This is a genomic window from Luteolibacter sp. Populi (genome assembly GCF_040801775.1).
Taxonomy (GTDB): domain Bacteria; phylum Verrucomicrobiota; class Verrucomicrobiia; order Verrucomicrobiales; family Akkermansiaceae; genus Haloferula.
In genome coordinates this window covers 1,111,403-1,125,253 of sequence record NZ_CP161812.1, presented here as the reverse complement: position 1 = coordinate 1,125,253, position 13,851 = coordinate 1,111,403, and the positions used below count along the sequence as shown (strand labels likewise).

Annotated in this window: 13 protein-coding genes; 7 read left to right on the top strand and 6 right to left on the bottom strand. The window is 62.3% G+C overall.

The genetic code is table 11. The features are described from left to right. Nucleotides 1-46: 46 nt before the first annotated feature. The 3 genes from ABWK72_RS04305 to upp all read right to left on the bottom strand — a co-directional run bounded on the left by ABWK72_RS04305 (nucleotide 47) and on the right by upp (nucleotide 2,060). Nucleotides 47-958, bottom strand: a complete 912-nt coding sequence (locus ABWK72_RS04305; RefSeq protein WP_367873559.1) for a pseudouridine synthase — start codon at nucleotides 956-958, stop codon at nucleotides 47-49. A gap of 94 nt (nucleotides 959-1,052) precedes the next feature. Next, the gene (locus tag ABWK72_RS04300) at nucleotides 1,053-1,208 is read right to left on the bottom strand and encodes a small basic protein (protein WP_075091045.1); all 156 of its coding nucleotides are present in this window, start codon (nucleotides 1,206-1,208) and stop codon (nucleotides 1,053-1,055) included. A 231-nt stretch (nucleotides 1,209-1,439) separates the two neighbouring features. Then, nucleotides 1,440-2,060, bottom strand: coding sequence for a uracil phosphoribosyltransferase (upp, locus tag ABWK72_RS04295; protein WP_367873558.1), 621 nt, complete (start codon nucleotides 2,058-2,060; stop codon nucleotides 1,440-1,442). 95 nt (nucleotides 2,061-2,155) lie between these two features. Between upp and ABWK72_RS04290 the strand changes: the two genes are divergently transcribed. Beyond that, complete coding sequence (locus ABWK72_RS04290; RefSeq protein ID WP_367873557.1) at nucleotides 2,156-3,058, top strand: alpha/beta fold hydrolase; 903 nt, start codon at nucleotides 2,156-2,158, stop codon at nucleotides 3,056-3,058. Here the strand turns inward: ABWK72_RS04290 and ABWK72_RS04285 are convergent. Next, on the bottom strand, nucleotides 3,036-3,881 hold the full coding sequence (locus ABWK72_RS04285; protein ID WP_367873556.1) for a sugar phosphate isomerase/epimerase family protein: 846 nt from the start codon (nucleotides 3,879-3,881) through the stop codon (nucleotides 3,036-3,038). The genes ABWK72_RS04290 and ABWK72_RS04285 overlap by 23 nt on opposite strands. Before the next feature lie 109 nt (nucleotides 3,882-3,990). Here ABWK72_RS04285 and ABWK72_RS04280 point away from each other — a divergent pair, with 109 nt between their 5' ends. The 6 genes from ABWK72_RS04280 (at nucleotide 3,991) to ABWK72_RS04255 (ending at nucleotide 12,131) form a co-directional block, all read left to right on the top strand. Then, entirely contained in the window at nucleotides 3,991-5,094 is a 1,104-nt protein-coding gene (locus ABWK72_RS04280; protein WP_367873555.1) for a hypothetical protein, read from the top strand. A 65-nt stretch (nucleotides 5,095-5,159) separates the two neighbouring features. Beyond that, on the top strand, nucleotides 5,160-6,161 hold the full coding sequence (locus tag ABWK72_RS04275) for a sugar phosphate isomerase/epimerase family protein (protein WP_367873554.1): 1,002 nt from the start codon (nucleotides 5,160-5,162) through the stop codon (nucleotides 6,159-6,161). Nucleotides 6,162-6,204: 43 nt separating this feature from the next. Then, nucleotides 6,205-7,515 (top strand): hypothetical protein, encoded by a 1,311-nt coding sequence (locus ABWK72_RS04270; RefSeq protein WP_367873553.1) that lies wholly within the window; start codon nucleotides 6,205-6,207, stop codon nucleotides 7,513-7,515. A 50-nt stretch (nucleotides 7,516-7,565) separates the two neighbouring features. After that, the gene (locus tag ABWK72_RS04265) at nucleotides 7,566-8,714 is read left to right on the top strand and encodes a Gfo/Idh/MocA family protein (RefSeq protein WP_367873552.1); all 1,149 of its coding nucleotides are present in this window, start codon (nucleotides 7,566-7,568) and stop codon (nucleotides 8,712-8,714) included. A gap of 168 nt (nucleotides 8,715-8,882) precedes the next feature. Then, the gene (locus ABWK72_RS04260) at nucleotides 8,883-10,589 is read left to right on the top strand and encodes an Hsp70 family protein (protein WP_367873551.1); all 1,707 of its coding nucleotides are present in this window, start codon (nucleotides 8,883-8,885) and stop codon (nucleotides 10,587-10,589) included. A gap of 18 nt (nucleotides 10,590-10,607) precedes the next feature. Continuing rightward, nucleotides 10,608-12,131: a hypothetical protein gene (locus ABWK72_RS04255; protein WP_367873550.1), complete on the top strand. Its 1,524-nt coding sequence runs from the start codon at nucleotides 10,608-10,610 to the stop codon at nucleotides 12,129-12,131. A gap of 24 nt (nucleotides 12,132-12,155) precedes the next feature. Here ABWK72_RS04255 and ABWK72_RS04250 read toward each other — a convergent pair whose 3' ends face one another. Further along, nucleotides 12,156-12,824 (bottom strand): phytanoyl-CoA dioxygenase family protein, encoded by a 669-nt coding sequence (locus ABWK72_RS04250; RefSeq protein ID WP_367873549.1) that lies wholly within the window; start codon nucleotides 12,822-12,824, stop codon nucleotides 12,156-12,158. Further along, nucleotides 12,818-13,843, bottom strand: a complete 1,026-nt coding sequence (locus tag ABWK72_RS04245; RefSeq protein ID WP_367873548.1) for a zinc-binding alcohol dehydrogenase family protein — start codon at nucleotides 13,841-13,843, stop codon at nucleotides 12,818-12,820. The genes ABWK72_RS04250 and ABWK72_RS04245 overlap by 7 nt, the downstream gene beginning before the upstream one ends. Between the last annotated feature and the right edge of the window lie 8 nt (nucleotides 13,844-13,851).

Genomic DNA, 13,851 nt, shown 5'->3' with positions numbered 1-13,851 from the left:
TGCCGGACGTGCGGCAAGCTACAAGGCGAATTTCGCAGGGGGCGACTCAAAATTTGCGCTTTGGGGTCCTCTTGGCGGACTTTTTCGCGATGGGCCGGGAGGAGGTCTTGCCAAATTCCGGGGTGCGCTTGCGGCCTTCCTTCGGACCGCGTTTCGGGCGGGTGGTGGGCAGGGTTCCCGGGGCCAATTTGGCCGTCTTTTTGGCGGCCTTCTTCGCGGTCTTTTTGGCAGCCTTCTTGGCTGCGGGCCGGACCTTTGGATTTGCCTGCAGGGCCTCGATTTCGACGGGGTCGAGCGGACGCCAGGCGCCGACCGGGAAGTCGGCGAGGATCAGATTCCCGATGCGGGTCCGGACTAGACGCTCCACCTTGTAGCCGAGGGTCAGGAACATCTGGCGGATCTGCCGCTTCAGGCCGGTTTCGAGAATGATGCGGTAGCGCCGCGAGGATATGCGCTGCACCGACTTCGCTTTCATCCGCACCTTTTCGACGTAGACACCGGCGATGAAGAGATCGAGGTGCTCGTTCAGGACCGGCTGGTTTGAGGTCACGATGTATTCCTTCTCCACCAGCTTGGAGGGATGCATCAGCTTTTGCGAAAGGTCCCCGTCATTGGTGAGAATGAGGAGACCTTCCGAATCACGGTCGAGGCGGCCGACGTGGTGGAGGTGCTGGAGAATCGCCGGCAGGATCGTGTAGATCGTATCGCGGCCCAGTTCGTCTTCCCGCGAGCAGACATAGCCGCGCGGCTTGTAGAACATGACCGTGTTGGTCTGCTTGGTCTGGACGCGCTTGCCATCGACACGCACGAAGTCATCGGGCTCGACCCGCTGGGCGGGCTTGAGGCAGGGCTTGCCGTTGATCTCGACGTGGCCCTCCAGGACCAGGGTGTCGCAGGCGCGGCGTGAGCCCACCCCGCAGGAAGCGAGGAACTTGTTGAGGCGGATTCCTTCGGACATGGAAGCGGTGTGGGGCGTGGGAACTTAGAAACGCAAAAGGCGCAGGCCCTTGCGGAACCTGCGCGCCTGCGGGGAATTCAGGACAGGGGAAGGCTTAAGCCTCGCCCTTGGTCTTCGGCAGACCGATGGGGCTGCGGCCTTCCTTCCAGACGCCGCGCTCCTTCATGAGCTTGACTCGCTCGAAACGCTTCATCACGGAGCGCTTGCCTTCTGCGCCACCTTTTGCCTTGAGACTGCTGTGCTTGGACATGGGAAAGAGGACCGCTGTTGCTACGCGGGGCGCGGAAGCTAGGAAGGACCGGTGCGGATGGCAATGGGAAAATCAGACTTCAGGTGAAAAGTGCCGAGCGGGGTGAAGTGCCAAGTAAGAAGTTCCAAGTCCCAAGAAAGGCAGGAAGAGTCTCAACGACCCGGTGCCAGGGGCTACCCTTGGCACTTGGTCCTTTTAACTTGGAACTTTTCCGCCCTGGCACTTGGAACTTCAGGCGGTGCCGAAGAGGCGGTCGCCGGCGTCACCCAAGCCCGGCAGGATGTAGCCGCGATCGTTCAGGCCGCGGTCGATCGCCGCAGTGAAGATGGGGATGCCCGGCCAGGCCGCCTCGAAGGTCGCGATGCCCTCCGGGGCTGCGACCAGGCAAGCGAAGCGCAGGTGGGTCGCGCCGAGATCCATGAGCCGTCGCACCGCTTCCACGGCGGAGCCGCCGGTGGCGAGCATCGGGTCGAGCAGGATCACCTCGCTCTCCGCTAGGATCGGCGGGGTCTTGATGTAGTAAGGCTCGGGAAGGAGGGTTTCCTCGTTCCGGGCCAGCCCGATGTGGGCGACGGCAGCCCCCGGCAAAAGGTCGAAGAAGCCATCCAGAAAGCCCAGTCCGGCCCGTAGCACCGGGGCGAGGATGATCCGGCGGGTCATTTCGACTCCGCTCGTCATCTCCAGCGGGGTCTCGCAACTCACCACCTTGGTCTCAAAATCCGCCGTCACCGCCGGGACCATCAGAGAGGTGATCCGGCGCAGGCGCTGGCGGAATTCCGGACCCGGACAATTCCGGCAGCGCAGGGCGGTGAGTTCCGCTTGGACAAGGGGATGATCGATGACGTGTACCACGCCTGCCTAGAAAGCGTGATCCGTGCCGGGAGGCAAGGAAGGAGGCAAAGACTCCTCCGGTTGACGGCGCGTGATCGCAAGGGAACTTTTTTACCATGGAAGACCCGACGCAGCCAGTGACCGCACATCGCTACCTCGACATGGAGGGAATGCGGATTTTTTATCGCGAAGCGGGACCGGCTGGTGCACCGGTGCTCTTGCTGCCGCATGGCTATCCCTGCTCTTCCTACCAATACCGGTGGCTGATTCCCGCGCTCGCGGATCGCTGGCGTGTCATCGCGCCCGACTTTCCGGGATTCGGCCAGAGCGACACGCCGACTTTGGATGAATTCGGATATGATTTCGATGCCTATGCCGCATTCCTCGACCGCTTTGCGAACCGGCTACAATTGGACCGCTTCACGCTCTACCTGCACGATTACGGCTCGCAGATCGGCTTCCGCCTCGCAATCCTAGCCCCTGAGCGAATCGCGGGGCTGGTCATTCAGAATGGGGACATCTATGAAGATGCGCTAGGTCCCAAGTACAAGACGATCCAGGAGTATTGGGCAAATCCGACTCTGGAGAACCGCAAGATGCTAGAAGATGCGGTGAACGAAGAGGGTTTCCGACATGAGTTTATCGGCGAGATCCCGGCAGATCAAATCGAGCGGATCCCGCCGGATCTGTGGAAGCTCCATTGGCCTTTGATGAACAATCCGGTCCGCAGGGAAGTCGCGGTGAGGCTGATGGAGGGCTTGAAGGAGAATCTCTCCTGGTTTCCGCGATACCAAGCCTATCTGCGCGAGCACCAGCCGCCCGCTCTGATCGTATGGGGGCCGAACGACGGCTACATGCCCGAGCCCGCCGCGCGGGCTTATTTACGTGATTTGCCAAACGCCGAATTCCACCTCTTGAGTGGCGGGCATTGGCTGCTGGAGACGCACTTCGAGGAAGCTCTGGCTCTGATCAGAAGCTTCCTCGAAGGCTTGGAAGTCACTCAGCCAAGCACTCTTTGATATACGCAATCCCCTTCGTGTAAACCTCCTCGGGAGCCGGGAAAAGATCGCGCCAGACGCGGGTGGCGGCGGCGAGTTCCGGCAGCGCGCGGCCGAAGGCCTCGATGGTCACCCAGCCGGTGTAGCCTTCTTCCTTGAGCACGGCGAGGCTCTGGCGGATCTCCGCATTGCCGGTGCCTGGGGTGCCGCGGTCGTTCTCGGAAATGTGGACGTGGCCGACGCTCTTGATGTATTTGCGGAGGCTCTCGGCGGGGTGCTTCTCCTCGATGTTCGCGTGGAAGGTGTCGAACATGGTGGTGAAATTCGGGTGGTCCACCAGCGCCGCGTATTCCGCGCCCTGCTGCATGGTGGTCATGAAGTAGCACTCGAAGCGATTCAGCCACTCGATCACCAGCTTGACGCCCGCTTCCTGGGCGTATTCCGCGACCTTGCGGTGGACCTCGGCGGCGTGCTTCCACTCGGTCTCGGTCGGGCCGTTGCCGGAGAAAACGCCGAGCGGCTGGTGAAAGGGGCCCATCAGGATCTCGGTGCCGGCAGCGTGGCAGGAATCCACGATGCTCTTCAGATAATCCACCGAGGCGGCGCGGTGGGAGGCCTCCGGGCTGATCGGGCTGCGAGCCTCGTCCGGGATGACGGTGACGGCCGTGGAGCGCAGGCCTTGATCGCGCAGGGCATCGCCCACGATCTTGTAGTGGGCGGAATCGGCCGCGAAAATCGGCAGTTCCACGCCATCGTATCCGGCACCTTTGAGCGAGGACAGGAGGTGGAACTGGTCTTCCTGGAGGGCACCCGTCCAGAGCAAGAGGTTGAAGCCGATTTTCATGGTGCCGCATTCCCTAGTTGCCGGATGGGTGAGCGGCCATTCCAATTTTCGTCAGAATGTGATTTTGCTTCCGTTTTTGTGAGATTTTTTCTGAATCGCGGCCTTCCTGATGACCGAGCTAATCCATGGCGAGCCAAGCTGGAGTCTATCCCATGACCGGGTGAGGCTCCGGGTTTCGTGTCGCGGCGGCCATTTGGCGCCGGTCGAGTTCCAGCTTGGCGAGCGAACCGTCTCGCCCTACGCCCTCGCGCCGTGGACCCGGGACGAGGTGGATGGCACCCTGCCGGAGCTCCTGAAAGTGCTCCGCGGCGACTTCATCTGTTTTCCATTCGGCGGCCAAACCGATGCCCCGCCGCACGGTGCTTCGGCCAATGGCGAATGGAAGGTCGTGGCGGGTGGCACGGAGATCTTGCACCTCGGTCTCGATGACCCGGATTCCGGGGCCTGGGTGGAGAAGCTGCTCTCGCTGAGGGAAGGGGAGACGGTGATCTACTGCGAACATCGTATCACCGGTGCCGACGGGCGCTACAGCTACGGCAACCATCCGATCATCGACTTCACCGGCATGACCGAGGGCGAAGGTCGAGTGAGCATTTCCCCTTTCCGCTGGGGCTCGGTTTACACCGGCGTGTTTTCAAATCCTCTCCACCGCGAATACCAGGCGCTCAAGCAAGGCGCGGAGTTCACCGACCTGCGCGCGGTCCCGCTCGCCAATGGCGGCACGGCGGATCTGACCCATTACCCGGCGCGTCAGGGTTTCGAGGATCTGGTGATGATGGCCAGCGAGCCCGCCACGGCGGACCAGCCGTTCGCGTGGTCGGCGGTGGTGCTCGATGGCTACGTCTGGTTCTCCCTCAAGAACCCCGCGGATTTCCCCTGCACGATCTTCTGGATCTCCAACGGCGGTCGTCACGGGGAGCCGTGGAATGGCCGCCATCTGGGCCGTCTGGGAGTCGAGGAAGTCTGCTCCCATTTCGCCGACGGCGTGGACGTTTCCCGCATGGATCCGCTGAGAGACCATGGCATCCCGACCACCCGCGAGTTCGTCCGGAGTGAGACCGTCTCGCTGCGCTTCACCCAGGCCGTCGCCGCCGTGCCGGAGGATTTTGGCACCGTGGTCTCAATCGTTCCGGCAGGGCCGGGCAAGGTGAAGATCACCGGCGACTCCGGTAAAAGCGTCGAAACCAGTATCGATTGGAATTTCGTTCTCTAACCTATCAATGCATCCGCAAACGGGACTCTGAGTCACCTACCACCCAACATCTACAACCCAAGATCATGAAACTTCACAATGCCATGTGGCCCGGCCTGGTCGGGAAGGAACCCGGCACCGACCATCCGCCGATCTCGCTCGAGCGCATGCTCGAAATGACTGCCGCCGCCTCCGTCAATGGCCGCAAATACGATGGTGTGGACCTGTTCCTGTTTCACCCGCACACCGACCCCGATGCTTCCGACGACGCGATCAAGGCGATGGCCGACCAGATCGCGGCGCACGGCCTGAAGGTCGGCTCGCTGGTGGCCCCGGTCTGGCCGGGCACGGTCGGTGGTTCCGCTTTCGGATCGGCCGATGACCGGAAGAACTTCGTCCTCGCCGTCGAGAAGGCCTGCCGCATCGCCGACATCCTCAATGCACATGGCGTGCGTGAATACGGACTGATCCGCATCGACTCGTCCGGGGGCGTGCACGATTGGGCGGAAGATCCGGCCGGCAATACCAAGAAGATCGCCGAGACTTGGCGTGAAGCCGGCAAGGTCGCTGCCCAACACGGCGAGCGCCTCGCTGCGGAAGGTGAGATCTGCTGGGGTGGCATGCACTCGTGGAAGGCGATGATCGACACGCTGGAAGCGACCGGCATGCCAGAGATCGTCGGCTTCCAGGCTGACCTCGCCCACACCTACCTCTACCTCATGGGCTACAATGCTCCCGAGGCGGCCCTCCTCAAGGAAGGCTACACCGACGAGGAGTTCTGGCCTGCCTACAAGACGCTGACCGATGCGCTGCGCCCGTGGACCATCGACTTCCACGTCGCACAGAACGATGGCTCGGTCCACGGAACCGGCAGCCACGACAAGACCGGCCGCCACTGCCGTGCCGATGACCCGAATGGCAAGCTGGACATCGTCAAGTGCTCCACCTTCTGGTTGCAGGGCGCTGCCGATCGCGGCATGAAGCACATCTGCTGGGACGGGTGCATGTTCTCCAACGAGATCCTCGAGGACGCCCGCACCTGGGAGACCATCCTCGGCAAGATGATCGAAGTCGACGAGGCGCTCTGAAGCGGCGGCCACTCCATTCACCATTATTCAGGATCTATCTACCATGGCTGCCCCGACTTCAATTCTTGCGGAGAAACTGCACGAATATCCTCATCACGATGTCATCGACGGAGGATCGGATTCGATTCTCGATGACTGCCTCAATCAGAACGATGGGGTGCTGCAGCTCCTGCACCGCTACGCCGGCCGAACATTCTGCTCGCCGGGCAAACGCCTTCGCCTGGATGAGAAATCCTACTATCCGGACTACATGGGCGGAACCGGCCTCGATGAAGTCTGGATGTGCTGCACCGTGCCCATTGTAACCGGCGTCATCGATACCCGAACGGGGAAGGCGCCGTTCCGTGAAGGAGAAGCCCACGTTCTCACTCCGGGCGGGCAAGTCATCTCGCTTCAGGATCTGATCGAGACCAATCCTGAAGCCGTCATGGGAGAAAAGCTCATGGCGGTTTCCCAATCCCTGTTCGGCAGGGTCACCTGGCCGATCGTGTCCAAGAAGTTCGACAACCTGAACCCCATTCCCCATCACCTTCATTGGTCGAAGTGGGAGGTTTACGACATCAATTCCTTCGACAACCCCGGAGTCAGCCCGTCGCACTACCACACCACGGCCATGGGTCTGTATCCGTTCGTCACCAAGGACCAGTTCCTTGCCTGCATGCAGCGTTGGGGGCAGGGCGAATACAACGGGGTGCGGCACTTGTCGCCGCACACGATGATGAAACTGGATGACGGCTTCGTGATGCCGAATGGCGTGCTGCACTCGCCGACGGACCTTTGCACGCACGAGCTTCACGTCACGATGGACGAGCATTTCCTGGCCGAGGACCTGACGCTTGACGGAAGGATCGGAGCGGCCGATGCGTTCTACGCCTGCCGGGAAGAGGACTATCCGAAAGACCGCCACCAAGACTGGGAATACCTGGTGGCCAAGTTCGACTTCGAGGCGAACCAGGATCCCGACTTCGTTCAGAAGAATTCACGTCCGGCCATTACTGCCAAGGAATTTGCCGGCGACGGAGTGAACGCACGGTGGATTGTTTACTGTGACATCCTCGGTGACCAGAAGTGCTCCATTCTCCGTCTCACCCTTGCACCCGGAGCCAGGACGAGTTTCCGCCCGGAAAGTCCCGTGCTGTTCCACACGAACGGCGGCCGCGGCCGGGTCGGAAAACTCGAAGTGCGCTATCACCAGAACATGAAACTCGGCGAAATCTATCCCGAGATCGGATTCATCACCCAGGCCGCGCTGAATCGCGGTGGTGTGGAAATCGAGAACACGGGAGATGAACCGCTCGTGCTGACCTTCGACTTCCCGCAACACGCGCATTCCCAAACACCCGGCGCCGAATGACGCCGTTTTGAATCAAACATCAACCCAGCAGACGCACCCTCTTCCCCATCATGAAAAAGGAAATCCGCATCGGCCTCATCGGCTACGGCTTCATGGGCCGCACCCACTCGAACGCCTACTCCCAGCTCTCCCACTTCTTCGACACCGAGCACGTGCCGGTCCGCCAGGCGGTCTGCGGGCGCGATGAGGCGAAGGTGAAGGCTTTCGCCGAAAAGTGGGGCTACGCCGGCTACGAGACCGACTGGCGTAAGCTGGTCGCCCGCGAGGACATCGACGCGGTGGACATCTGCACTCCGAACGACTCCCACGCCGAGATCGCGCTGGAGTGCATCAAGCATGGCAAGATGATCCTCTGCGAAAAGCCCCTCGCGCTGAACGGCACGCAAGGCGAGGAGATGGTGAAGGCAGTGGAAGCCTCCGGCCTGCCAAACCTGGTGTGGTATAATTACCGCTTCCTGCCCGCTGTTACCCTGGCCAAAAACATCGTCGATGCTGGCGAACTCGGACGTGTCTTCCACTACCGAGCGAACTTCCTGCAGGACTGGACGATCTCCGAGGAGCTTCCCCAAGGCGGCGCCGGTCTCTGGCGCCTCGATGCCGCTGCCGCGGGCTCCGGCGTGACCGGCGACCTGCTCGCCCACTGCATCGATACCGCCCGCTGGATCAATGGCGACATCGTCTCGGTGTCCGCGATGACTGAGACCTTCATCAAGGAGCGCGTCCACACCGCCACCGGTGAAAAGCATCCTGTGACCATCGACGATGCCTGCGCCTTCCTCGCCCGCTTCGAGAACGGCTCGCTGGCGATCTTCGAGAGCACCCGCTACGCCCGCGGCCACAAGGCCCTCTATACCTTCGAAATCAACGGCGAGAAGAAGTCGCTGGCTTGGGATCTGCACGACCTCAACTACCTCTCGTACTTCGACCACGGTGTCCCCGGCGACCGCCGCGGTTGGTCTAACATCCACGCCACCGATGGCGACCATCCCTACTCGGGCAACTGGTGGGTGCCCGGCCTCTGCCTCGGCTACGAGCACTCCTTCACCCACGAACTCGCGGAGTTCTTCAAGTCCCTCGACGACCCGACGGCCGAGAAGCGCTACCCGGACTTCCGCCACGCCCTAGGCACCCAGTACGTCTGCGATGCAGTGCTCGAGTCGGCCAAGACCAAGCAGTGGGTGGATGTGAAGAAGGCTTGAAGCTTTTACCGGAGCCCCGTGGTTCACAATCCACGGGGCTTCTACAATCGCAGGGCCGGCGACTCGGGTGGAAGCCCGCCGTGAAGATCCTAGTTATCCCATTTTCCGCCGTATTGGGATAAGCATCTCGATATTGCCAACTAGGCCCGATACCGCCAGCCTCCGCGGGTGATCGGAATCGACCTCGGAACTACCAACAGCCTTGTCGCCGTCTTCGAGAACGGTCATCCGCGCGTCCTCGCCAATGAACTCGGCGAGGAACTCACACCGAGCGTGGTCGCCGCCGCGGAAGATGGCCGCTTGCTAGTTGGCCGGGCTGCGAAGGACCGCTTGATCGTCGATCCGGCCGTGGGCATGTCTTGCTTCAAGCGGGACATGGGCACCGCCGCGAGATATCGCTTCGGAGGCAAGGACTGGAATCCGGTGACCTGCTCCGCCATGATCCTCGGGGAGATGAAGCGGATCGCTGAGATGCATCTCGGCAGCGAGGTGACGAAAGCGGTGATCACGGTGCCCGCTTATTTCCATGACCAGCAGCGGCAGTCCACGGTGGAGGCCGCCAAGATCGCGGGCCTCGCGGTGGAACGCATCATTAATGAGCCAACTGCCGCCGCGCTGGCCTATGGCTACCGGAATCCCGAACAAGAGACGCAGGTGCTGGTCTTCGACCTGGGCGGCGGCACCTTCGATGTCACCTTGCTGGAGATCTTCGATGGTGTCGTGGAGGTGAAATCCTCGGCGGGGGAGAGCCGTCTTGGGGGCGAAGACTACACCGATGCACTCTGTGGCTGGCTTGAAAAGAAGCACGACTGGATTCCCGACAGGAGTCAGTCCGGCAGCTGGCGCCAGCGCGTGGAGGTCGCCAAGCGGATGCTCTCCGTGCACGCGCTGGCCAGTGTCTCGCTGGACGGACGCCTGGTAGAAGTCAGCCGGGAGGACTTCAAGGATGCCACCGCGGCCATCACGGCGCGCCTGCGTCCCGTGGTGAGCCGCTGCTTGCGGGATGCCGGGGTCGCCGCCGCGGATCTCGACTATGTCCTGCTCGTCGGCGGTGCGAGCCGGATGGGTGTCGTCCGCGAGTTCGTGCAGGATCAATTGAAGCGCATCGCCACGGCCAAGCTCGATCCCGACCGGGTGGTTGCACTTGGCGCAGCCGTCCAGGCCGGCCTCTGCGCAAACGATGCCGCGGTGGGGGATATCGTTCTCACCGACGTCTGCCCTCACACGCTCGGCGTGGAAATGGCGAAGGAGGGTGCCGGTGGCCGGCCCGAGCCGGGATATTTCGCTCCGATCATCGACCGCAATACCACGGTGCCAACCAGCCGCAGCCGGGTCTTCAATACCATGCATCCGCAGCAAGATCACGTGGAGGTCGAGGTCTTCCAAGGTGAGGCGCGGATGACCAAGGACAACCAGAAGGTCGGCCAGGTGACCGTGAACGGCCTGCGCCACATGCCGGGCCAGAAACGTCCGGGTGAGGTGGACATCCGCTTCTCTTACGACATGAACGGAATCCTCGAGGTGGAGGTCACGGTGCTTTCCAGCGGCCAGAAGAAGCGCCTCGTCGTGGAGCAGCGCCCGGGCTCGCTTACCAAGCGCGAGGTGGAAGAGGCGATTGCGCGCATGCTGCCGCTCAAGCTTCACCCGCGCGATCTGCTGCCGCATCGCGCCCGCCTCGAGCGTGCCAATCGCGTCTTCGCCGAGTTGGTCGGACCGGCTCGCGATCACTTGAGTGCCTTGGCGGATCAATTCGAAGCCGCACTCGAAACGCAGGACCCGCAGTCGATCAAGATTAGTGCCGCGATCCTGGATAATTTCCTCCGCAGCTACTTCGAACACGAAGGCGAGCGCCAGCCCGAGCCATCCGAACTGTAAGCTCTAACTCTCCCCACCATGCCTTGGGCCACCCTCGAGCTCGACCCCGCGGTCGCCACTGAACGCGATGTGAAGCGTGCCTACGCGAAGCGTCTGAAGACCTGCCGCCCCGATCAGGATCCAGAAGGCTTCCGCAAGCTGCATGAGGTCTACACGAAGGCCTTGTTCGAGCTCCAGTGGCGCGACGGTGGCGAGCAGGGCGGGGAACCTCTTCCGCGCATCGATCTGGAAGAATTGCCCGCTCCGGCCGAAGACAGTTCGCCGCGCGCCACAGCAGTAGAGCCAACCGCCGCGCCGGCGACCTTTGCGCCGCCGGGCATCTCGCCGGGCCTGCGTGCTATCACGGAGACCTTCGATCGCTTGGAGGCGGCCATCGGGAATGGCTTGCCGGATGTCGCGGATCTCGTGCGCGAGGCGGAGACCAAGCTCTATGAGAACCCCGCGGAGGCGATCCGCTGGGGCGAACTGATGTGCCAGCTGATCGCCAAACACGAGGCGCACCCCGATCTCCGCCTCAAGCCGGATGCGATGCTGTTCGAGTTGGAGCATGGCGGTGCTGCAGCGACGCTGGCTGTGATCGAACGCCTGGACCGCGAGGCCAGCCCTCAAGGAATCTCCAACCTCGCGAATCTTTTGCTTCAGAACAAGCAGCGCATCGCGAATCCGGGAGCAGGGATCGCTGCAGCGCGGCTAGCCGGCGCCGCCGCGTTCTGGGCGAAGCGCCATACCGCGCCTCTTGCCGATTTTGCCTATGCGCATCTGGCCCGCGGCGAGCGCGATTTCCACATGCAGTTGATCGATCGCCATGCAGCCATGGCGAATCTCCTCGATCACGTGCCAGATCGTCTCCGGTCCTTCTGGCGCCAGCGCCTCATGTATACCCCGGGCCGCGACGCTTGGGATGACGAGGAAAGCCGCGAGGCCATCAAGTGGTTGAGCGGGGTCACCGCCCGCCGCGGGCCGGTCTTCGAAATTCTCCTTGGGATACTTCCGGAGGACCTCGCGGAAAAAGTGAAGGAAGCTTCGGCCCAGTGGGCACCGACGGGAACCGGGGCACCCGTGGCAGGTCCGGGAACAGCCCGGCAGAATCCACGCCCCGCGAACGACTCGCGGGCACCCGCCTGGGATCAGAGCCCTGCCTTGCCGCTGCGGCGTGAAAGGCAGCGGACAGCACCCGTCTACACCGGTGGTGGTGACGGTGGCAGCAAGTTCCCTATCTGGATCATTGGCATACTGATATTCTTCGTCCTGAAAGCGGCGATGTTGAGCTCCACCTGCAGCAATTCCTCAACATCCTCTTCGCGCTTTCCTCCATCAAAGCCGAGATCTTCCGGCGAGCAAGCGGGGGAAGATTTTCTCCGTCGGGCGGAAGAAAGCGCAAGAAGGTCACTGGAATACCAGAAGATAAGGGAGATGGGAGACAAAGCCGGCACGCCTGCTGCCGGCACGCCGGGGCCTGACGATCTTTCCTCGTTCTGGCTGCCCTTGCCGAAAAGCGACGGACTCAACCCGCGCCCGCCGGTGAAAGCTCCCTCAAACTAATTGCCGTCTTTAAGAAAGGGGGCGTCATACCCGTCGGTGCCATTCCTCGTCCATCAGATCTCCTGTATGAAAGACATAGTGGATCACCCGCCGGTGTCCCGGTGAAATGGCGGGCGACGAGGCGTGCAGGAGAAGGGGCTTCATGAGCAGGGCTTCGCCCTCCCGCGCGAGGCAATTTATTTCTCCAAACTCCTTCGCCAGAGCCGCACATCCCGCCGATGGGATGACGCCCCGAAGATGGCTGCCGGGGCTTACCCGCAGCGGGCCATTGGGTTCATCACAGGGGTCAAGGTGCAAGCGGATGGCAAGCAGGTCTTGAAGCACGGCGACGGGAGGGCGCGCGAAGTCCACGCCATCTTTCTTCGTGGCAAGTTCGAAGCCCGGCGCTTCTACGGGCCGAGCAAATGGAAACATCAGGTCCTGATGCCACGCCACCTTCCAGTTCTTGCCCGGCGTCTTGTCGAAAGCGATTGCTTGGATCGCAACGGATGAAGACGGGAGAATGTTCGTGCCGATCAGTTCCGACTTCAGTTGTCGGGCGGCCGCGAGAACCGCAGGCAGATCGAGCAAACAGCGCGTGCCCGCAGCTCCATCGGAGAATGCGGTTCCGCGCAGCTCATGCAGGAGATCCGGGACCAGCCCTGTCTCAACGACCGCCCAGCCTTCGGCCTGCAAACGCCCGGTGCTTACCATGAAGTCTCCAGCACTTGCTTGCCGATCATCCTGCCGCCCTCTTGCTCCCGGTGCGCGATAGCCAAGGTTTCGGGGGTGAGGATGCCGCCATTTTCCTTCATCGTGCTGCGGATCCGTCCGGCGTCGACCAGCGTGGCGACTTCTTTCAGGATGTCGTGCTGTTTGATCATGTCGGGCGTCTGGAACATCGAGCGGGTGAACATTAACTCCCAGATGAAGGCCACGCTCTTGCTCTTGAGCAGGCCGATGTCGGGGATCTCCGCGGACTCGACGATGGCGGTGATCTTGCCCTGCGGCACGATGGCCTGCGCCATGGCCTTCCAATGGGCGGTGGTATCGGCGAAGCAGGCGATGTAATCGACGGTCGGGAAACCCAGCTTCGCCAACTCGGCGGGCCAGTCGCCCGAGTGATCGATCACGTGATGCGCGCCCATCTTGTAGCACCATTCGACCGTCTCCGGCCGTGAAGCCGTGGCGATGATCTTGAAGCCGGTGAGCACCGCGGCCAATTGGATGCCGATCGAGCCGACCCCGCCTGCGCCGCTGAGAATGAGGAGGGTCTTGTCCTTGCCCTGAGCCAGATCCCCGGGAACGAGACCGAGCCGGTCGAAGAGGCACTCCCAGGCGGTGACCGCGGTGAGCGGCAGCGCGGCAGCCGCGGCGAAGCTCAGCGACTCGGGCTTCTTGGCCGCGATGCGCTCGTCCACCAGTTGCAGCTCCGCATTCGAGCCGGGGCGGGTGACATCACCCGCGTAATAAACTTCGTCGCCGGCGCGGAAGAGCCTGACCTCGCTGCCGGTGGCTTCCACGACGCCCGCGGCATCCCAGCCGAGGATCCGCGGTGCGGTTTCTTCCTCCGTGCGCGCGCTTCGTTGCTTGTAGTCCACCGGATTGATGCCGATGGCCTTCACCCTCACCAGAATGTCGCGCGGACCCGGGACGGGATCGGCTAGATCGATGGCGGTGAAACAGCCGGGATCTTCGAGCGGGAGCTTGCGGGTAATGGCGACGGCTTTCATGTGGAGGT

Coding starts and splice junctions, on each gene's coding strand:
- ABWK72_RS04305 (WP_367873559.1), bottom strand. CDS start 958: ATGTCCGAAGGAATCCGCCTCAACAAGTTCCTCGCTTCCTGCGGGGTG.
- ABWK72_RS04300 (WP_075091045.1), bottom strand. CDS start 1,208: ATGTCCAAGCACAGCAGTCTCAAGGCAAAAGGTGGCGCAGAAGGCAAG.
- ABWK72_RS04290 (WP_367873557.1), top strand. CDS start 2,156: ATGGAAGACCCGACGCAGCCAGTGACCGCACATCGCTACCTCGACATG.
- ABWK72_RS04285 (WP_367873556.1), bottom strand. CDS start 3,881: ATGAAAATCGGCTTCAACCTCTTGCTCTGGACGGGTGCCCTCCAGGAA.
- ABWK72_RS04280 (WP_367873555.1), top strand. CDS start 3,991: ATGACCGAGCTAATCCATGGCGAGCCAAGCTGGAGTCTATCCCATGAC.
- ABWK72_RS04275 (WP_367873554.1), top strand. CDS start 5,160: ATGAAACTTCACAATGCCATGTGGCCCGGCCTGGTCGGGAAGGAACCC.
- ABWK72_RS04270 (WP_367873553.1), top strand. CDS start 6,205: ATGGCTGCCCCGACTTCAATTCTTGCGGAGAAACTGCACGAATATCCT.
- ABWK72_RS04265 (WP_367873552.1), top strand. CDS start 7,566: ATGAAAAAGGAAATCCGCATCGGCCTCATCGGCTACGGCTTCATGGGC.
- ABWK72_RS04255 (WP_367873550.1), top strand. CDS start 10,608: ATGCCTTGGGCCACCCTCGAGCTCGACCCCGCGGTCGCCACTGAACGC.
- ABWK72_RS04250 (WP_367873549.1), bottom strand. CDS start 12,824: ATGGTAAGCACCGGGCGTTTGCAGGCCGAAGGCTGGGCGGTCGTTGAG.
- ABWK72_RS04245 (WP_367873548.1), bottom strand. CDS start 13,843: ATGAAAGCCGTCGCCATTACCCGCAAGCTCCCGCTCGAAGATCCCGGC.